The sequence below is a fragment of the Streptomyces sp. NPDC017246 genome, from assembly GCF_044331325.1.
Lineage (GTDB): Bacteria > Actinomycetota > Actinomycetes > Streptomycetales > Streptomycetaceae > Streptomyces.
The window spans coordinates 16,247-34,902 of the sequence record NZ_JBIRMW010000014.1; the positions used below are offsets into that span (position 1 = coordinate 16,247).

Here is an 18,656-nt window from a genome sequence, read left to right on the forward strand (position 1 = left end):
CTGACGGTTCGTCAGATCAGTGGTGATCGTGGTGATCGGTGGTACGGGAGGCCTTGATGGCACGGACGCGCAGACCTGTGGTGGCCGGGTGGTTCACGGACGACACCGTGCCGGAGGCGGAGTTCCGGCTGCTGGGCACCCGTTGCACGGCCTGCGCGTCGGTCTTCTTCCCGCGCGCGGACGACGGGTGCCGCAATCCGGTCTGCCCCGGAGGCGGGCAGCTCGCCGAAGTGCCGCTCTCACCGCGCGGCCGCGTCTGGTCGTACACCGACGGGCGCTACCGTCCGCCCGCCCCGTACGTCTCCGATCCGGACACGCCCTGGGAGCCGTACACCCTCGTCGTCGTCGAGCTGGCGGCCGAGGCGATGGTGGTCCTCGGGCAGGCCGCGCCGGGGGTGACCACGGCCGATCTGGCCGTCGGGACGGAGGTCGAGGTGGTGCCCGGAGTCCTCAACGAGGACGACGAGCACATCTGGACCACCTGGAACTGGCGGCCCGTCGCGCAGCCCGCCACACGGTCCACCGCACAGCCCGTCGCACGGGAGGAGCAGTCGTGAACGACATCGCCGTCCTCGGGGCCGGGATGCACCCGTGGGGCAAGTGGGGTCAGAGCTTCGTGGGCTACGGGACCGCCGCCGCACGCGCGGCGCTCGCCGACTCCGGCCTGCGGTGGACGGACGTCGGTTCCGTCGTCGGCGCGGACACCATGCGCTGCGGATACCCGGGATACGTGGCCGGGGCGACCTTCGCCCAGGCGCTCGGGTGGCAGGGAGCGCGGGTCACCAGCGTGTACGCGGCCTGCGCCTCGGGCGCCCAGGCGATCGGGACCGCGCGGGCGCAGATTCTGTCCGGGCTCGCGGACGTGGTCCTCGTCGTCGGCGCGGACTCCACGCCCAAGGGGTTCTTCGCCCCCGCAGGAGGCGAGCGCCCCGACGATCCCGACTGGCTGCGCTTCCGGGTGCTCGGGGCCACCAACCCCGCGTACTTCGCGCTGTACGCGCGCCGCAGGATGGCCCTGTACGGCGACACACCCGAGGACTTCGCCCAGGTGAAGGTGAAGAACGCGGCGGCCGGCGCGCTCAACCCGCTGGCCCGCTACCGCTCCCCGGTGACCGCCGAGCAGGTCGCGGCCTCGGCCGTCGTCGCCGATCCGCTGCGACTGCTGGACATCTGCGCCACCTCGGACGGCGGCGCCGCGCTCGTCCTGTCCAGCATGGAGTTCGCTCGCCGCCACGGGCACCCCGACCCGGTGCGGGTCCGGGCGGTGTCGACGGTCTCCCCCACGTACCCCAGGTCGGTGCTCGACCTCCCGGACATCGCGACGGACTCGGCGGTGGCCGTCGCCCCGGCCCCGCACTCCTTCCGCGCCTCCATCGCGCGCGCCGCCTACGAGGAGGCGGGGATCGGACCCGAGGACCTGTCCCTGGCGGAGGTGTACGACCTGTCCACCGCCCTGGAGCTGGAGTGGTACGAGGACATCGGGCTGTGCGCGGCGGGCGAGGGCGCGAAGCTGCTCCGGGACGGGGCGACCGCCCTCGGCGGACGCCTGCCCGTCAACACCAGCGGCGGGCTGGCCTCCTTCGGTGAGGCCGTGCCCGCCCAGGCGATCGCCCAGGTCTGCGAGCTGACCTGGCAGCTGCGGGGCACGGCGGGCGGCCGGCAGGTGCCCGGGGCGCGGGTCGGCATCACCGCGAACCAGGGCCTGTTCGGGCACGGGTCCGCGGTGGTGGCGGTGCGCTGAGGGCGCCGAGGGCACGACAGCGGTGGCGGTGCGCCGAGGGCACGACGGCGGTGCGCCGCGCCCCCGGGCGCCGTTGCCCGCGGACGCCGTCGGTCCTCTCCCACCGCCCGGCCGGGCGGTGGGCCCCTCAGGTCGTCGCGGCCGCGTGGCTCCGGTCCGCGAGGACCAGGGCGTGTTCGACGACGGCCACGAGGACGTTTTTCACGGACTCGCGGTCCCGGGCGTCGCACATCAGCAGCTCGACCTCGGGATCGAGGTCGAGCGCCCCGCGCACACTCTCGGCGGGGAAGCGCTGCGCGCCCTCGAAGCAGTTGACGGCCACCGTGAACGGGATGCCACGCCGCTCGAAGTAGTCGATGGCCGCGAAGCTGTCCTCCAGACGACGGGTGTCCGCCAGGACGACCGCGCCGAGCGCGCCCTGCGCCAGCTCGTCCCACAGGAACCAGAAGCGGTCCTGTCCCGGGGTACCGAACAGGTACAGGACGAGGTCCTCGCGGAGGGTGATCCGGCCGAAGTCCATGGCGACCGTGGTGGTCGTCTTGGCCTCGACACCGTGCAGATCGTCGACGGGCCGCCCCGCCTCGCTGAGGATCTCCTCGGTCCGCAGGGGCCTGATCTCGCTGACCGCGCCCACCAACGTCGTCTTGCCCACCCCGAACCCGCCCGCGACGAGGATCTTCAGGGTCACCGGCTCGACGTAGGGCTTCTTGCGGCTAGAGCGCCCGAAGGCCATTGATCACCTCGCGGAGAATGCTCACGTCCGGCAGCTCGGCCGGCGGAACGGGGCGGGTCACATGGACGAGTTCGTCCTCGACGAGATCACCGACGAGCACCCGGACCACCCCGACGGGGAGGTCGAGTCCTGCGGCGAGCTCGGCGATCGACTGGGGTTGCTCGGAGCAGCGTTCGACGATCTCCACGTGCTCGGGAGAGAGCGTCTGGTCCCGGCCCGGATCGTCGGCGGCGGGCTCGGGAACGACCACCGCGATCAGGTCGAGCCGGTGGCGGGTGGCGGCGCTCGTCCGGCCGCGGGTCATCGCGTACGGACGGACCACCGGTCCGGCCTCGTCGTCGAACCAGTGGTGGTGGCCCGGGGCCGGGCCCTCGTTCCGCTGCTGGTTCAGCTGGTTCCGCTCGGCTGCGTCACTCATGCCGTCCCACTCACCCTCCCGCGGGCAGGCCGGTCCGGGGGGCCGTCGTGAGGTGGGCCCCGACCCGCTTCACCATCAGCGTCATCTCGTAGGCGACCTGGCCGACGTCGGAGTCGGCGTCGGCGAGCACGGCCAGACAGCTGCCGTCACCGGCGGCCGTGACGAAGAGGAAGGCGTCCTCCAGCTCGACGACCGTCTGGCGGACCTTGCCCGCCTCGAAGTGGCGGCCGACGCCCTTGGCGAGGCTGTGGAAGCCGGAGGCCACGGCGGCCAGGTGCTCGCCGTCCTCGCGCGTCAGGTCCTGGGAGGCGCCCGTGGGGAGGCCGTCGCTGGAGAGCACCAGGGCCTTGCGGATGGAGCGGACGCGCTGGACGAGCTCGTCGAGGAGCCAGTTCAGTTCGCCGTTTCCGTGGCCGGAGGTGCTGCTGGGTGCTGCGGCGTTCGGTGCGGTCATCGACCGTCCCCCTCGGGTGTCGTTCCAGGTGCTGTCGGGTCGTCAGGGTCGGCGTTGTGCCGTCGCCCGCGCTGCCAGCCGCGCTGCATGGCGGCCATGCGGGCGCGTACCTCCTCGGCGTCGCGCTCGAAGGAATCGGGGTCCGCGGGGGTGGCGCCGCCGCTCGTACCGTCGTCGGCGCGTCCGCCCGTGCCACGGTCGGCCGAGCCGTCGGTCCTGCGCAGCTGCGGCGCGAGGCTGGCCTGGCGGACACGTCGGGGCAGTCCGCCGAACGGCTCGGGGCTCTCCGGCGGCACGGGACCCTCCGGCGGTACGGGGACGAGGGTGGGTCCGGTCCCGCGCGGGGGTACGGGAGTGTCGTCCCGCCCGGCGGTTCCGCGCGGGGGTACCGGCAGGTCGTCCCGGCCCCCGGCACCGCGCTGGGGTGCGGGCGGGTCGTTTCGGCCGGTGCCGTGGGCGTGGTGGCCCAGGACGCCGTGGTCCTCGGTCACCCGGCCCGGGGCGGGGTGCGCGCGGCCGGCCGGCGGCTGGTCCAGGTCGGGGAGCGCGTGGGTCCGGTCCGGACGACCGGAGGCGCCGTGGTCCGGGAGCTGGTGCGGGCGGTCCGGGAGCGGCTGCGTACGGTCGGGGAAGGCGCGGCCGCGCCCCGGCTCGTCGACGCGCCGGCCGTGGTCCACCACGAGCGTCGGGGTGGTGCGGCGGCGGGGCAGCGGCACGGGGCCGACGACTCCCCCGTCGGCGGGCTTCTCGTCATCGCCGCGGCCGTCGGACCGGTCCGTGGGCTGCGTGTGCTGCTCGCCCGCCGGCGCGAGTCCGGTGCGGCGCCTGCCCCGGGGCAGGAAGAGACCGCCGCGTTCGCTCTCGGTGTCGAGGAGATCCGCGGACCGGTCGAGGAGGCCGTCGAAGTCCTCGGTCCCGATCGGCCCCTCCAGTTCGACGGGGCCGTCGAGCGGGCCGGGGCCCTCGGTCACGTCCGGGACCCTGGCGAGCGCCGGGCGGCGGCTGGGCAGGACGCCGCCGTCGGCCGTCTCCTCGTCGGCCGGGCCGCCGTGCTCCAGGGTCTTGCGGTCCAGGCGGAAGCCGGCGCCCTGGGTCTCGGGCGCGTCGGTGAGCAGCGCGGCCGGGATGAAGACGACCGCGGTGGTCCCCCCGTACGGGGAGGTCTGGAGCGAGACGCGGACGTTCTGACGCTGGGCGAGCCGGCTGACCACGAAGAGGCCGAGGCGGTCGGTGTCGGAGAGCTCGAACTCGGGGGTCTCGGCGAGCCGGAGGTTGGCGTCGAGCAGGGCGTCGGGGTTCATGCCGAGGCCGCGGTCGTGGATCTCCAGGGTGAAGCCGTTGGCGACCCGCTCGCCGAGGACCTGGACGGCGGTGTGCGGGGGCGAGAACACCGTGGCGTTCTCGAGGAGTTCGGCGATGAGGTGGGTGAGGTCCGCGACGGCGGGGCCGCCGACGCCGAGCCGGGGCAGTCGGCGTACCTCGATCCGCTCGTAGTCCTCGACCTCGGCGACGGCGGCGCGGACCACGTCCATGAGCTGGACGGGCTTGCGCCACTGCCGGGAGGGCGCCGCGCCGGAGAGGATGACGAGGCCCTCGGCGTGCCGCCGCATACGGGTGGTGAGGTGGTCGAGCCGGAACAGGTCGGCCAGCTCGTCGGTGTCCTCGGTGCGCCGTTCCATGGTGTCGAGGAGGGTGAGCTGACGGTGCAGCAGGACCTGGTTCCGGCGGGCGAGGTTGACGAACACCTCGGAGACGCCGCGCCGCAGTTCGGCCTGCTTGACGGCGGCCTCGACGGCGGCGCGCTGGAGGGTGTTGAGGGCCTGGCCGACCTGGCCGACCTCGTCCTGGCCGTATCCCAGGTGGGGCACTTCGGTGCCGACGTCGACCTGTTCGCCCGCGGCGAGCCTGCGCATCACGCTGGGCAGGCGTACGCCGGATACCTCCTGGGCCTCCTTCTGGAGGCGGCGGAGGTCGCGGACGAGGACACGGCCGATGCGGACGGAGATGATGATCGAGGCGAGCAGGGCGAGGAAGCCGAGGACTCCGGCGACGCCCGCCTTGAGGAGGACGCTGTACGCGGCGGGCTGCACCCGGTCCTGGTAGCGGTCGCCGGCCGCGGTGTTCTCGCGGGCCAGGTCGTCGAGGACGGGGCTGGCGTTCTCCTGCCAGTAGACGGGGGTGACGGCTCGCGGGTTGTCGGTGGCGCCCTCTTCGACGATCGCGTGCTCGGCGGTGCGCAGCGCCTGGCTGTCGGGGCTGCGCCAGTACTTCTCGAAGTGCTCGCGCTCGGCCGCCGGGAGGAGTTCGAGGTTGACCTCGTAGAACTGCTCGCGGTTGGCGACGAGGTTGGATATCTCGCGGATCTCTTCCGTGGTGACGCGGTCGGCGACGAGCGCGGAGAGGACGAGGGCGTCCTCGCGGGAGAGCAGCTCACGCGCGCGGGTGATGCCGACGAGGGCGCGGCCCTGCTTGTCCATCTCCACGTTCTCGAGGGCGTGGAGGGTGATGAGGAAGCTGTAGCAGGGGTCGACGAGCCGGTTGTAGAAGTCGAGGGCCTGCATCCGGCCGATGTCGCGCTTCTCCACGGAGCGGCGCAGCGAGGCGAGGCCGTCGAGCGCTTCGAGGAGTGAGGTGAGCCGCTGGGCGGTGACCGGGCGCATCTCCTCACGGACGCCGGGGTCCTTGGCGTTGGCGCGGATGCGGGCGATCTGGCGGTCGGTGGCCCGGCGGGTCTCGCGCAGGGAGCCGAGGGTCTCGGAGCCCCGCGGGTCGGCGAGGTAGATGAGCGACTGGCGGCGTTCGAGCTGGATGACCCGGGCGGTGTCCTCCAGGGGGTAGCCGACCTTGTCGACGATGTAGCCGACGTCGAGGAGTTGGTCGGCCTCGCGACCGGTGAGGGCCGTGGCGAAGCCCCACAGGCCCGTCAGGGAGACGAGCGGTACGAGGAGCAACGCCACGATCTTCCGGCGGATGGACTTCCCGCGAAAGCGCATGGCCTCCCCCAGCTCGGCCTCCGCGGCCACGGAGGTCCTTCACGTTCGTGACGTCCGGCGTCAACACCCGGCGTCAACCTTGAGTTTCAACAAACGGCGGCGTGAGCCTACTACTGCATCACGGACATCCCGAAGGCATGTCCGGGCTATTTTCAGCCTGTCGAGTGAGTGTTGATCATGAGATGTCCTGGTATTCGGGGAGTTGGGATTGGTCAATGTGGCGTAGGACACCTGATGATGCGCCATTTCTCCGGCCTGCGGAGATGGCTGGAACTGTCTGTTCCGGTCCCTGTCGAGTGGCGTTCACCCCAGGTCGGGCGAAACCTTTTCCCTCTCTCGTGCGTCAATAAGTACGGGGAGGGTTCTGTCCGCGTAAAGGCGCTCAAGACGGGCAGCCGCTCCTTAAGTCGTTCGGTGGTGGGGAGTGACAGGACAATGGAACACGAGGCGCGGTCGGCACGGCAGTTGTGGGTGGAGGACGAGCGGGCCCGACGGCGGATGCCCGACCCGGTGCGCACCGCGGCGGTGCGGGCCATGATGATCACATCGGTGACGCTCATCCAGGGAGTGGTGGCGTTCTTCTGCTCCGTGGCGGGCTCGTGGATGGCGTTCCCGGTGACCGTCAGCGCGGTGGTCTCCACCGTCGTGGCCACCTGGAGTGTCCTCGACGTCTGGATCACCCGTCAGGTGTGGCGTCAGCGCAACGGCGTGGTGTCGGAACCGAGCAGCACGGCGCGTCCGCCGCTCCGTGCCAAGCACGAGGAGGACCGCTCGGAGACGGCATCGCTCTCCGAGGCGGCCTGAGGCACCCGGGAGAACACTGAGCGGCCCGGCCCCCTGTCGAGGGGGCCGGGCCGCTCACCGTTGCGCTAGAGGGACCCCGCCCGGGCCGGCTCGTCGGACGCGTGGCGCCGGAACATCCTCGTCGCCGTGATCTCGCCGTGGATCGTCTCGCCCTCCCCGCCGGACTGCGGCAGTCCCGGACGCAGGTGCTCCTCCACGCTGATGTACTTGAGCCCTGCCCGCAGATCGGCGTCGTTGCGCAGCCGGATCACCAGCGGGAACTCGGCGAGCGCGGTCGTGTCGAACAGACCCGTCGTGTACAGCAGCTGGACACCCAGCGCGTCCGACACGGCCCGCTGGAGCTCCAGGAGGTACGTGGCGTTGGCGCGGCCGATCGGGTTGTCCAGGAACAACGTGCCCGCGTGCCGGTGCTTGTCACGGCCCCGGTCGTTGGAGCGGAGCGCCGCCATCGTGCAGTACAGCGCGATCGCCGCGGTGAGCAGCTGACCACCGGAGAAGACGTCGCCCATCTGCCCGACAGGCACCCGCTCGGCGCGCAGCACCGCGTCCGGCTTGAGGATCTCGACGGAGACGCCCTTGGGTTCGAGGGCCGCCTGCACGCCCCGGAGCAGCAGGGACATACCGTCGCGGCGCAGATCGGAGTTCTTCTTGACGGCCGCGCGGGTCGCCTCGTCGACGACCTCCCCGAGCCGCTCCGCGAGGGTGGCCTGGTCCGGCTCCTCGAAGCGGATCCGGAGGAACTCCTGCCCCGACCACTCGCCGAGCCCCTCGGGGAGCCTGGAGAGCCGCTGCGCGGACCGCAGCGTCGTGAGCGAGGACTCCACGAGGCCACGGAGCCGGTCCACGATCGAGTCGCGGTTGCGTTCCAGCTGCTCCAGCTCGTCGGTGAGGACCCGCAGCCGCGGCGCGAAGGCCTCGGCCCACTTGGCGGCGTGCTCGGGCAGCGCGGACGCCGGGAGTTCGCGGATCTGCTGGCGGGCCGGGGTGCGGACCTGCTCGTAGCGGGTGGAGTTGGCGTGCCGTACGAGGATGTCGCTCGCCTCGCGCACGGCCGCGTCGGCCGCGGACAGCTCGGCGGTGCAGCCGCGCAGCGAGCGGCGCGCCTCGGCGGCCGTCGTCCGGGCCTCCTCCAGCGTGCCGGGGTACGGCTCGGACTCCTCGCGCTCCTCGTCCGTGTGGTCGCGCAGCAGGTCCCGCAGCAGGGCGGCGGTCTCGTCGAAGCCGCCCGCCGCGTCCTCGGCGGCCCGGTGGTCCCGGAGCAGGCCGGTGTGGGCTGCGCGGGCCGCCTCCAGGGCGTCGGTACGGGTGGCCAGTTCGACGGTGGCGGTACGGAGCAGGACCTGGGCGCGCTCGGAGTCGGCGGGCACCAGCTCCTCGGGCAGCTCGGTGTGCGCCCCGCCGTCCTCGGGGGCGAGGCGCTCGGACTCGCCGCGCAGTCGGCCGAGCTTCTCGCTCGCCTCCGAGGCGCGGGTCTCCAGCATCTGCACGAGCGACTCGGCGCGGGCGGCCGCCGCCTGGCGGGACGGGCCGTCGGCGCCGTCGGTGGACTCCAGGAGCTGCTCGGCGCGGGTGCGGACCTTGTTGGTGAGGCGGTCGAGTTCGGCGAGGGCGGCGGACTCGTCGCCCTCGGCGCGGGCCTGCTCGGCCCGCAGATCGGCGCCGACGCCGACCTTCTCGTACAGCTGGGAAGCGGCCCGGTAGGCCTCCCGCAGGGTGGGGAGCGCGGCCCGGGGCGCGGGCGCGTCGTCGGGGAGGGTGTCGGGGGCGCCGGCGATCTCGGCGCGCTCGGCCCGCAGGGCGCGGGCGGTGCGGTGGGCGTCGTCGGCGGAACGCTGGGTCGCCCGGCGGTCCTCGTCGGCGGCACGCGCGCGTTCCAGACAGGTCTGGGCGCGGGCCTCGGCCTCGGCGGCGTCGTCGGCGAGTTCACGCAGCTTCGCCTGCCAGGCGGACCGCTCGCGCAGCCGGAACGCCAGGCCCGCGAGGGCGTCGGCGACCCGGCGGGCGCGCTGGGCGGCCTCCTGACGCTCGTCCCGCACCTGCGTCGCCTCGGCGGCGGCCTCGTCGGCCTCCGCGCGTACCGAACGGGCCTCGTCGAGGGTCGCGGACGCGGCCTCGGCGGTCTCGCGGGCGGTCGTGGCGACGGCCGCGAGCTCGGCGAGCATCCCGGGCGGGCAGTCGGCACGCCAGGAGCCGATCCGGGCCGCGAGGGAGCGGTCGCCGGCGAGGCGGGCGGCGAGGGTGCGGATCTCCTCGTCGCGTGCGGTGGCGCGGGCGCGCAGGGCGTGCCGCTCCTCGTCGGCGGCGTGCTCGTCGTGCATGGCCGGGTTCGGCGGGACGAGGAAGACCCCGGTGTCCTCCGACGTGTCCTGCGCCGGTACGGGGGCGAGCAGAGCGGCGGCGGTGCCGACGGCCACGGCGGAACGCGGCAGCAGGGCGGCGGTGCCGAGGACCTCGCGGGCGCGTCCGTACGAGACCGGGTCGGTGATCACGACACCGTCGACGAGCTCGGGGCGCGCGGCGAGGACGCGGGCGTGGTCGGCCGGGTCCACGGCCTGGGCCAGGTACCGCCAGCCGGGGAGGGCGGGGATGCCGTGCTCGCCGAGGTACTCGACGGTGGCGAGGACATCGGGACCCGGCGGCAGCAGGCCGCCGTCGCCGAGGGCGCCGAGGATGCGGGAGTCGTCGGCCGCGGCGGTGCGCAGCTCGAAGAGCTGGCGCTCGGCGGAGGTGACGGCCTGGTCGAGCATGCCGCGCAGCTCGTCGGCGTACCGGTCGAACTCGGTGACGGTGAGCGGGCCCTGGGGCGCGGTGCCCGCGTCCACCCCGGGCGCCTCCTGGGCGTCGGGGGTGGCGGCGCGCTGCCCCGGGAGGGGCGAGCCGGGGGCCGGGAGGTGCGAGCCGGTGGCCGGGAGGCTCAGGAGTTCGGCGAGGCGCTCCTCCGCGGCCAGGACCTCGGCGGCGCGGCGCTCCGCGTCGTAGGCGTTTCCGGCGGCCTCGGCGGCGTCCGAGGCGCGGGCTGCGGCGAGTTCGGCGCGGGACTCCGCCCCGGCGGCCTCACGCGCGCGTTCCATGGTCGTACGGGCGGCTTCGCGGGCCGTGTCCCAGGCGGCGACCGTCGTCTTCTCGGCGTCGCTCGCGGCGAGCGCGGCGCGGGCCGGGTCGGCGTCGGGCGCGGAGTCGTCGAGCCAGCCGGCCCGTACCGCCTCGGCGGTCTCCTGCTCGACCTCGGCGAGGCGCTGGCGCAGGTGGCCGGCCTCGCTGCGGGCGCGCTGGGCCTCGGTCGCGGCGGCCGTGGCGTCGCGGTGGGCGGTCTCGCCGGCGTCCTGGAGGGCGGTGGAGCGCTCCTCCTCCTCGGCCGCGTGGCGCTCGCCCTCCTCGGCGGCGGCGGCGAGGGCCCGTACGAGGTCGGCGGCGGCCTCGGCGCGGGCGGCGAGGGCCGGGGCGGCGTCGCGCTCGGCCTCGCGGATGGCGGCGGCCACGCGCGCGGAACGGTCGCCTGCGGCGCGGTGGCGCAGGACGACCTCGGCCGCCTGCCAGGCGGAGTGCATGGTGCGGGCGTCGGTGAGCTCGCGGCGCTGGGAGGCCGCGCCCTTCTCGGCCGCGGTCAGCGCCAGGGAGGCGTGCCGGTAGGCGAGTTCGGCGGCGATGAGGGCGGCGCGCCCGCGCGCGGTCTCGGCCTCGGCGACGGCGTGGCCCGCGGAGGTGACCTGCTGGGCGAGTTCGGTCCCGCGGGCGCGCTCCACGGCGGCGCGGGCGGAGAGCCGGCGCGCCAGGGTGCGGGTGCGGCGCTCGGCCGCCGTGTGGATCTCGCGCGCGTGGGAGCGGGTCCCGGCGGCCTCGACGATCCGGTTGAGGAGGTCCACGGAGCCGGCCGTGAACTCGCGTTCGGCGGTCAGTTCGGCGCGGCGGCCGAGCTTGTTGCCGAAGCCGCCGACGAGGTCGGCGAGGCCGTCGGTGTCCCGGGTGTCGGTGACGGCCCGCAGCAGCAGGTCCGTGAAGTCCGAGTCCTTCTTGACGGCGAAGAGGCCGGCGGCCTCGCCCTCGTCGGCGTTCATCTCACGCTGGTAGCGGAAGAGTTCGGGGTCGAGACCCAGTTCGCCGAGGTGCTCGTTCCAGCGGTCGTGGATCTCCTCCCAGTAGACCTCCAGGTGCGGGTACGCCTTGCCGGCGTCCGTGATCGCGTCGCGGAAGCCCTTCATGGTGCGGCGGCGGCCGGTCGCTCCGGAGGCGCCCTCGACGGGCGGACGGACGGAGGTCGCCTCGGCGACGGGGAGGTTGTCCAGGCTGAGCCCCGGGCCGGGACGGAAGGAGTACCAGGCCTCGGCGAACTTCCGCGGGTCGGAGGAGACCTGCCGGCCGCGCCACTCGCTGGCCTTGCCGACGACGACGAGCTCGCCGGTGAGGGTGTGCTGCCACTCCAGGGCGACGTGCCCGCAGTCGTCGGCGAGGAGGAACTTGCGCAGGACGCCGGAGCTCGCGCCGCCCAGGGTGTTGCGGTGACCGGGGAGCATGACCGAGAAGATCAGCTTGAGGAGGACGGACTTGCCGCCGCCGTTCTCCAGGAAGAGCACACCCGCGGGGGCGGGCCGGCGCGGCGGTCCGACCGGCTCCTCCTGGAAGAACTCCGCCTGGGTGGGGGCGGGGTGGGGCACGGGCGCGCCGACCCCGCGCAGGTCCAGGACGGTGTCGGCGTAGCGCGCACCGGCGGGACCGATGGAGTACAGGCGGACCCGGGACAGCTCGTACATGGCGAGGGACTCTCGTGCTCTCGTGCTCGGGAAGAACGGTTACGCGGGGCGGTTACGCGGACGGTGACGCGTGGAAGGGCAGGCCCGCGTCGGCGGCGAGCTCCAGGTCGTCGCCCTCGGGCGGCGGTAGGAGGGTCGCGGAGCCGTCGCTGACGGGGACGACGCCCAGTTCCAGGAGCTCGGCCATGGCGGCGGAACCGGCCATGTCACGGACCTGGAGCTGGTAGCGGGCCGTGGTGCGGTAGGAGCCGCCGCCCTCGTCGCCGGTGCGCTGGAGGAAGCCGGAGTCGGTCAGGAACGCGGCCGCCTTGCCGACGATGCCGGTGGTGGATCCGGCCAGGCGGCGGGCGTCCTTCGTGGCGCCGGTGGCGCTGCGGCGGGCGTAGATCCGCCAGGCGGCCTCCAGACCGGGGGCGTCGGACGCCGGGTCGGTGTTCTCGCCCAGTTCCTCGGCCCGCTGCTCCAGACGCAGACACGCCTGGCGTACGAACGCGTCGACGCCGTTGACCGTGAGACGGCCGATGTACGCGTCGTCCGCGAGGTCCTCGGGACGGGGGAAGGCCATGGCGGCGACGGCGAGGTGGGCCAGGCCGTGCAGGAAGCGGTCGGCGGAGTCCGTGGAGGCGCGGCGGGCGTAGTCACCCATGCGGACGGCGAAGACGGAGTCCTCACCGGCGGTGACGGCCATCCCCGCGCGCGGGGAGACCTCCAGGACGACGAGACCGAGGCCGGTCGCGACGGCGTCGGCGAGGCGCGCGAAGGCGGGGTCCTCGCGGTAGCGGCGGAGCAGCTCCCCGTACTCGGCGTCGCGGGCCGGGAGCAGCTTGGGCTGGAGCCCGAAGGAGACGAGCCGGGCCGCGTCGGAGGCGTCGGCGGGGGTGACGGGCGAGGCGCCGCCGGTGGAGGCGACCGGGGGCTGCGGGGGCTCCTGCTCGCCCCACGCGTCGGCGTACTCGGCGTGGGTTTCGCTCACGGCTGGGGCTCCTCGGTACGGCTCTCGGTCGATGTCGGGACGACGGGGGTGGCGGGTCGGGGGACGGGCAGCGGGACCGGGGTGACGGCCGCCGGGGTGACGGCCGGGCGGGCGGCGCGGTCGGCGGGGCGGTCCGTCGGGCGGTCCACGGGTCGGTCCGCGCGCGTGGCCGGTACGTCGGTGAGGCGCACGGCGCGCACCGAGGGAACACCGCCGCGCCGGGACGAGGCCGTACGGGACGGCTCGGGCACGGCCACGACCCCGAACCGGGGCGGGGTACCGGGCGCCCGCGCGGGGCGGTCCGCGCCGTCACCGCGCGACGCGCCGGCCGGCGGGTCGACGCGGACGGGGCGTACGCGGGGGCCGGGAGTGGTGCGGGTCCGGTGGGCGGCGGGGGCGGGATCGGGTTCCGCGTACGGCGACTCGGGCTCGGAGGCCGGATCGGGATCCCGCTCAGGGGCCGGATCGGCGGCCGGATCGGGATTCCGCTCAGGGGCCGACTCGGGGTAGGCGTCCTGCGGCGGCTCGGGAGGTGGGTCCTGAGGCGGCTCGGGGTGCGCGTACTCCGGTTCGGGGTGCGGGTCCTGCGGGTTCGGATGCGGGTACTGCGGGTCCGGAAGTGTGACCCGCGCATCCGGCTCGGCGGCTGCCCGCTCCGGGTGCGACGGGTCGAGCTCCGGGTGCGGGGCCGTACGGTCCGGTTCCGTCGCCGGGGCGGGCACGGGCGTGGAGGTGTCGCGTACGCCGGTGTCCGCCGGATCCGTACGGTCGGCGGTCATGGGGTTCGGTCCCGGCGCGCCCGGTCGGGCGGGCGGCACGGCGACGTCCGCGGGGACGGTCGCCGGGGCGGGTGGCACCAGGGTCACGAGGCCTCCGAGCGGTCGGCTGCCATGCCCGCCGCGTCGAGCAGCGCCGTACCGACGATGAGGTCGGCGCCGCCGAACTCGGGGTCGTCGAGCGGAGTGCCGTCGTCGACGGCGAAGAGAAGGCGCTCCTCGCCCTGGCGGTAGGCGGTGCCGACCGGGGGGCTCGCCGCGTGGACGGCCAGCAGGGCGACGAGGTACGGCAGGTCGCCGTCGAGCTCACGGGCCTCGGCGAGCAGACCGGAGAGACGGCGCGGGGCGTCGTGCTCCAGGTCGAGCAGGCGCAGGGCGCTCGCGAGCTGCGCCTCGCTGAAGCGGGAGTCGTCTGGGGTGGCGATGAGGTCGGGTTCGGGCATCTCCGCGCCGAGGTGCTCGCGCTCCACGGGCGGGGTGAGCAGCAGGTCGACGAGGTCGCCGAGGCGTACCGAGGCGGGGGTGCGCAGTCCGGTGCCGCGGGCGAAGAAGGCGTCGGTGACCCCGGCGGCCTGTTCGACGGGGAGTGTCAGGGTCGGGGCGACCAGCTGCCCGTACAGGTCGAGCCCCGTGTACGCGGTGGGGGCGGCGAAGGCCTGGCGGTCCTGCTCGGCCCGGAAGAGCGGCCCGGCGTCCAGGAGACGGGACTGGAGCTGGGTGTGGCGCCGGATGCAGTCCTTCACTATGTCGACGAGCTCGGCGGCACGCCGCTTGTGCTCGGCCGTCTTGGCGTCGGACGTGGACTCGGCCTCGTCGCGGGCCTTGCGGATGTTCGTGAGAATCGCGTTCTCGTGGCGGTAGCGGTCGGCGACGTGGTCGAGCGCCTCGGCGATCATGTCCGGGACCGCGTTGAGCCAGTCCACGGCGCGGACGTTGCGCCGGGTGGCCTCCAGGGTCTTGCGGAGCGTCTCGGCGTACTGCACGGTCCGGTACCGGGCCTGCTCGGCGGCGAGCTGGGCGTCGGCGAGGCGGCCCCGGTTGATGAGGACCTCCAGCTTCACCTCGGCGGCGATCTGGGCGCTGGTGACGTCCGTGTCGAGGGCTCCGACGAGGACGTTCACGGCTTCGTCGGTGGTGCGGAGGTACACACCGCCGCCGTACCCCGGGACCTCCTCGATGAGCTTGAAGTCGTAGTCCCTGCGGATGTACACGCCGTCGGCGCCGAAGGTGCCGTAGACGGCGCGGAAGCCGCGGTCGACGCTGCCGACGTTGATCAGGTTCTCCAGGACCCAGCGGGCCACGCGCTCGTGCTCGGCGGCGGGGCGGGTGGGCGCCTGGGCGGCGACGCGGGGCAGCAGACGGGCGACGATCTGCTCGTGGTCGGCGCCGGTGTCGAAGTCCATGTTGAGCGTGATGAGGTCGATCGCGGCGAGGGCCACCTCGGCCATCGCGTAGATCGTGTACTCGCCCGCCAGGTTGGCCTTGCGCGCGTCGAGATCGTGGAGTGGGGCGGTGCACGCGAGCGCGCGGAGGCGCCGCGCGAGCCCTTCGTCGGCGGCCGGACCCTGCGCGGGCCGCGGCCCCGCGCTGAGCTGGGGCGGAACGAGGTCCGTCGAGGCAGGCGAAGTCACGGTGCACAGATTAGGTCCTCGAACTGACAACGGTCGAAACGGCGCAGATCGGGGAGGTCAGGCCGCCGGGCCCGACGGGGTCCCGACGGCCCGTGCGTAGGCGGCCGTGACACCCGTGCGGGAGTCGTCGAGGTAGCGGGCCAGGAGGTCCTCGGCCCCGGTCCGCTCTCCGGCACGCAGGGCGTCCAGGATCTCCCGGTTCCGTGCCAGGTACGGCTCGTGCAGGACGCGGGGGTCGCCGACCACGTGGAAGGCGAGTCGGAGTTCCGCGAGGACACCGCGCATCAGTTCGTCGGTGCGGGCGCTGCCGGCGAGGCCGACGAGCTCGCGGTGGAAGTGGATGTTGGCCGTGGAGACGGCCTGCCAGTCGCCCGCCCCGGCGGCCCTCTCGCCTTCGGTCACGGCTCCGGCGAGGGCGTCGAGGGCGTACGGCGGCTGCCCGAGGGCGCGTACGACGGCGCATTCGACGAGTCGCCGGGTGCGGTAGATGTCGTCCACGTCACCGACGGCGAGGACGCGGACGAAGACGCCCCGGTTGAGCTCGTGGACCAGGAGCCGCTCGTGGGTGAGGAGCCTGAAGGCCTCGCGCAGTGTGTTGCGGGACACACCGAGCGCGCCGCCGATGCCGTCCTCGGAGAGCCGGGTGCCGGGCGGGAAGTAGCCCTCCGCGATCCGGGTGCGCAGGATGTCCGCGACCCGCTCCGCGGTGCTGGTGCGCCCGAGGAGCGCGCGGTCGTGGGTCAGGTCCCCGGCTTCGCTCGTCGCCACGGCGTTCCCTCTCTCCGTCGTCCGTCGTTCTGGTCCGTCGTTCTCGTTCGTCGCTCTGGTCCGTCGTCCGCGGCCGGGTCGACGCACGAGCCGACCCGCGCCGGGTGACAACCATCTTGTCGGATCGTTCAACGATCCTCTAGGTTGACGGCATCGTACGGTCCCCGTGCCGCCCCGGCACGCTCCTCCTCCCTCCCGCGAGGTGCAGATGCCCACGCCCCCGGACCAGAAGCCGGCCGACGCCTCGCGAAAGGCTTCGGGCGAGTCCTCCATCGACCTGAACGCCGACCTCGGCGAGGGCTTCGGCCGCTGGATGCTCACCGACGACGAGCAGCTCCTGTCCGTCGTGACGAGCGCCAACGTGGCCTGCGGCTTCCACGCCGGGGACGCGGCCACCATGCGGCGCGTGTGCGAGCTCGCGGCCGAGCGCGGGGTACGGATCGGGGCCCAGGTCTCGTACCGCGACCTGGCCGGTTTCGGGCGGCGCTCGATGGACGTCCCGGCGGCCGAACTGGCCGCCGAGGTGGCGTACCAGATCGGCGCTCTGGAGGTCTTCGCACGCGCGGCCGGCGCGCGCGTGGCCTACGTGAAGCCGCACGGGGCGCTCTACAACCGGGTCGTCCGGGACGAGGAACAGGCGGCGGCCGTGGTCGAGGGCGTCCTGCTCGCCGACCGCGCCCTGCCGGTCCTGGGGCTGCCCGGGTCGCAGCTGCACGAGGCGGCCACGGCGGCCGGACTTCCGGTCGTCCCCGAGGCCTTCGGCGACCGGTCCTACCGGGCGGACGGCTCCCTGGTGCCGCGCGGGCAGGCGGGCGCGGTCGTCAGCGACCCGGCCGCGGTGGTGGAACGGTCGGTGGCCATGGCCCGGTTCGGGGTGGTCACCGCGCACTGCGGGAGTTCCGTGGCCGTACGACCCCGGTCGCTGTGCCTGCACGGCGACACCCCGGGCGCGGTGGACCTCGCCCGGAAGGTCCGGGAGCGCCTGGAGACCTCCGGGGTGCGGGTGGAGGCGTTCGCGTGAGCCCCGCCGCCGTGCGCGCGTTGCGCGTGGGTGAGCGGGCGCTCCTGGTGGAGCTTGCCGGGGGCGAGGAGACGGAGGCCTTCCACGCCGAGCTGCTGCGGCGGAGGGCGGCCGGTGCGCTGCCCGCCGTGCGGGAGATCGTGCCGGCGGCGCGGACGGTGCTGCTGGACGGCGTGGCGGATCCGGACCGGCTCGCGGCCGAGCTGACCGGCTGGGCGGTGGAGCCGCTCCCCGCGCGCGAGGGCGGGGCGATCGAGATACCCGTCCGCTACGACGGGCCCGATCTCGCGGAGGTCGCCGCGCTGTGGGGGGTGTCCGTCGAGGCGGCGGTGCGGATCCATACGGAGACCGAGTTCCGGGTCGCGTTCTGCGGGTTCGCCCCGGGCTTCGGCTATCTGACGGGGCTCGGCGAGCGGTACACGGTGCCGCGGCGGGCCACACCCCGTACGGCCGTCCCGGCGGGTTCCGTCGCGCTGGCGGGGCCGTACACGGGTGTGTACCCGCGTTCCTCCCCCGGTGGCTGGCAGTTGATCGGCACCACGGACGCGGTGCTCTGGGACACCGGTCGGGAGCCGGCCGCGCTCCTCTCCCCCGGCGCCCGGGTCCGGTTCACGCCCGAAGGGTCCACGGCGGAGGGCGGGCGATGAGCGACCGAGCCGTCGCCGTCGTCCGGGCCGGGGCGCTGACCACCGTGCAGGACCTGGGGCGTACCGGTTACGCCCATCTCGGCGTGCCCCGCTCGGGCGCCCTCGACCCGGCCGCCGTACGGCTCGTCAACCGTCTCGTCGGCAACCCGGAGACGGCGGCCGTCCTGGAGACCACCGTCGACGGCTGCGCCCTGCGGCCCCGTTGCGCGGTCACCGTCGCGGTGGGCGGAGCGCCCTGCCCGATCCGGGTGGACGGCGGCCCGGCCGCCTGGGGTACCGCGGTCCGCGTGCCGGCCGGGTCCGTCCTGGAGATCGGCGCGGCCGTACGCGGGCTGCGCGCGTACGTGGCGTTCGGCGGCGGGATCGACGTCGAACCGGTGCTGGGCAGCCGCTCCACCGATCTGCTGTCCGGACTGGGGCCCCCGCCACTGGCGGACGAGACGGTCCTGCCGCTGGGGCCGGACTCGGGCGCGGCCGTACGGGGAGCGGTCGACGCTCCTCCGTGGCCCGGCCCGCCCGGTGAACTCGTCCTGCGGGTCCGGCTCGGGCCGCGCGACGACTGGTTCACCGCCGCGGCGCTGCGCACCCTCGCCACGCGCGCGTACCGGGTGTCCCCGGCGAGCAACCGCATCGGACTCCGCCTCGAAGGGCCCGCCCTCGAACGGGCCCTGCCGGGAGAGCTGGCGAGCGAGGGCATGGTTCTGGGCGCGGTCCAGGTGCCGCCCGACGGCCGTCCCGTGGTGTTCCTCGCCGACCATCCGACGACGGGGGGCTACCCGGTGGTCGGAGTGGTCCGGGAGACCGATCTGGGGGCGGCGGCGCAGGCCGTGCCGGGGACACCGGTGCGGTTCACGCCGGTGCGCTGAGGTGGCACGGCCCGGCGCTGCGGATGTCCCCCGGTGCGCCGCCTCGGTGCGTCGGCTCGGTGCGGACGTCCCGGTGCGCCGGT

15 protein-coding genes are annotated in these 18,656 nt (G+C 74.6%); 6 read left to right on the forward strand and 9 right to left on the reverse strand.

All coding sequences use genetic code 11. The annotated features are described in order from the left end of the window. Positions 1-56 precede the first annotated feature (56 nt). A complete protein-coding gene (locus ACH4MY_RS28105) occupies positions 57-557 on the forward strand; it encodes a Zn-ribbon domain-containing OB-fold protein (protein ID WP_398006541.1) in 501 nt (166 codons plus the stop codon). A gap of 26 nt (positions 558-583) precedes the next feature. Further along, on the forward strand, positions 584-1,741 hold the full coding sequence (locus ACH4MY_RS28110; protein WP_398006702.1) for a lipid-transfer protein: 1,158 nt from the start codon (positions 584-586) through the stop codon (positions 1,739-1,741). 127 nt (positions 1,742-1,868) lie between these two features. Here ACH4MY_RS28110 and ACH4MY_RS28115 read toward each other — a convergent pair whose 3' ends face one another. Genes ACH4MY_RS28115 through ACH4MY_RS28130 form a run of 4 tightly spaced genes read right to left on the reverse strand, consistent with a single transcriptional unit; the run spans position 1,869 to position 6,369 of the window. Beyond that, the gene (locus tag ACH4MY_RS28115; protein ID WP_398006542.1) at positions 1,869-2,474 is read right to left on the reverse strand and encodes a GTP-binding protein; all 606 of its coding nucleotides are present in this window, start codon (positions 2,472-2,474) and stop codon (positions 1,869-1,871) included. Next, positions 2,455-2,892 carry a DUF742 domain-containing protein gene (locus ACH4MY_RS28120; protein WP_398006543.1) on the reverse strand — a complete coding sequence of 146 codons (438 nt, stop codon included), beginning with the start codon at positions 2,890-2,892 and terminating at the stop codon, positions 2,455-2,457. Before ACH4MY_RS28120 ends, ACH4MY_RS28115 begins: the two co-directional genes overlap by 20 nt. A 10-nt stretch (positions 2,893-2,902) precedes the next feature. Beyond that, on the reverse strand, positions 2,903-3,346 hold the full coding sequence (locus ACH4MY_RS28125) for a roadblock/LC7 domain-containing protein (protein ID WP_398006544.1): 444 nt from the start codon (positions 3,344-3,346) through the stop codon (positions 2,903-2,905). Further along, a complete protein-coding gene (locus tag ACH4MY_RS28130; RefSeq protein ID WP_398006545.1) occupies positions 3,343-6,369 on the reverse strand; it encodes a nitrate- and nitrite sensing domain-containing protein in 3,027 nt (1,008 codons plus the stop codon). The genes ACH4MY_RS28125 and ACH4MY_RS28130 overlap by 4 nt, the downstream gene beginning before the upstream one ends. Before the next feature lie 405 nt (positions 6,370-6,774). Between ACH4MY_RS28130 and ACH4MY_RS28135 the strand changes: the two genes are divergently transcribed. Continuing rightward, positions 6,775-7,143, forward strand: coding sequence for a hypothetical protein (locus ACH4MY_RS28135; protein ID WP_398006546.1), 369 nt, complete (start codon positions 6,775-6,777; stop codon positions 7,141-7,143). A gap of 65 nt (positions 7,144-7,208) precedes the next feature. On the opposite strand, the gene ACH4MY_RS28140 is transcribed toward ACH4MY_RS28135, so the two are convergent. The 5 genes from ACH4MY_RS28140 to ACH4MY_RS28160 are packed head-to-tail and all read right to left on the reverse strand — an operon-like array spanning position 7,209 to position 16,039. Then, complete coding sequence (locus ACH4MY_RS28140) at positions 7,209-11,891, reverse strand: hypothetical protein (RefSeq protein ID WP_398006547.1); 4,683 nt, start codon at positions 11,889-11,891, stop codon at positions 7,209-7,211. Positions 11,892-11,943: 52 nt separating this feature from the next. Further along, a complete protein-coding gene (locus ACH4MY_RS28145; protein ID WP_398006548.1) occupies positions 11,944-12,864 on the reverse strand; it encodes a hypothetical protein in 921 nt (306 codons plus the stop codon). Continuing rightward, positions 12,861-13,730 (reverse strand): hypothetical protein, encoded by an 870-nt coding sequence (locus ACH4MY_RS28150; protein ID WP_398006549.1) that lies wholly within the window; start codon positions 13,728-13,730, stop codon positions 12,861-12,863. The genes ACH4MY_RS28145 and ACH4MY_RS28150 overlap by 4 nt, the downstream gene beginning before the upstream one ends. Next, the gene (locus ACH4MY_RS28155) at positions 13,727-15,271 is read right to left on the reverse strand and encodes a hypothetical protein (protein WP_398006550.1); all 1,545 of its coding nucleotides are present in this window, start codon (positions 15,269-15,271) and stop codon (positions 13,727-13,729) included. The genes ACH4MY_RS28150 and ACH4MY_RS28155 overlap by 4 nt, the downstream gene beginning before the upstream one ends. 57 nt (positions 15,272-15,328) lie before the next feature. Beyond that, a complete protein-coding gene (locus tag ACH4MY_RS28160; protein ID WP_398006551.1) occupies positions 15,329-16,039 on the reverse strand; it encodes a GntR family transcriptional regulator in 711 nt (236 codons plus the stop codon). A gap of 208 nt (positions 16,040-16,247) precedes the next feature. Between ACH4MY_RS28160 and ACH4MY_RS28165 the strand changes: the two genes are divergently transcribed. The 3 genes from ACH4MY_RS28165 to ACH4MY_RS28175 are packed head-to-tail and all read left to right on the forward strand — an operon-like array spanning position 16,248 to position 18,573. Next, positions 16,248-17,060: a LamB/YcsF family protein gene (locus ACH4MY_RS28165; protein WP_398006552.1), complete on the forward strand. Its 813-nt coding sequence runs from the start codon at positions 16,248-16,250 to the stop codon at positions 17,058-17,060. An 11-nt stretch (positions 17,061-17,071) separates the two neighbouring features. After that, complete coding sequence (gene pxpB, locus ACH4MY_RS28170) at positions 17,072-17,707, forward strand: 5-oxoprolinase subunit PxpB (protein ID WP_398006703.1); 636 nt, start codon at positions 17,072-17,074, stop codon at positions 17,705-17,707. Further along, positions 17,704-18,573, forward strand: coding sequence for a biotin-dependent carboxyltransferase family protein (locus tag ACH4MY_RS28175; protein ID WP_398006553.1), 870 nt, complete (start codon positions 17,704-17,706; stop codon positions 18,571-18,573). Before pxpB ends, ACH4MY_RS28175 begins: the two co-directional genes overlap by 4 nt. Positions 18,574-18,656 lie beyond the last annotated feature (83 nt).

Bases quoted from the DNA above. Each gene is read 5' to 3' on its own strand.
- ACH4MY_RS28120 (WP_398006543.1), bottom strand. From the start codon at position 2,892: ATGAGTGACGCAGCCGAGCGGAACCAGCTGAACCAGCAGCGGAACGAG.
- ACH4MY_RS28135 (WP_398006546.1), top strand. From the start codon at position 6,775: ATGGAACACGAGGCGCGGTCGGCACGGCAGTTGTGGGTGGAGGACGAG.
- ACH4MY_RS28140 (WP_398006547.1), bottom strand. From the start codon at position 11,891: ATGTACGAGCTGTCCCGGGTCCGCCTGTACTCCATCGGTCCCGCCGGT.
- ACH4MY_RS28175 (WP_398006553.1), top strand. From the start codon at position 17,704: ATGAGCGACCGAGCCGTCGCCGTCGTCCGGGCCGGGGCGCTGACCACC.
- ACH4MY_RS28165 (WP_398006552.1), top strand. From the start codon at position 16,248: ATGCCCACGCCCCCGGACCAGAAGCCGGCCGACGCCTCGCGAAAGGCT.
- ACH4MY_RS28110 (WP_398006702.1), top strand. From the start codon at position 584: ATGCACCCGTGGGGCAAGTGGGGTCAGAGCTTCGTGGGCTACGGGACC.
- ACH4MY_RS28115 (WP_398006542.1), bottom strand. From the start codon at position 2,474: ATGGCCTTCGGGCGCTCTAGCCGCAAGAAGCCCTACGTCGAGCCGGTG.
- ACH4MY_RS28105 (WP_398006541.1), top strand. From the start codon at position 57: ATGGCACGGACGCGCAGACCTGTGGTGGCCGGGTGGTTCACGGACGAC.
- ACH4MY_RS28125 (WP_398006544.1), bottom strand. From the start codon at position 3,346: ATGACCGCACCGAACGCCGCAGCACCCAGCAGCACCTCCGGCCACGGA.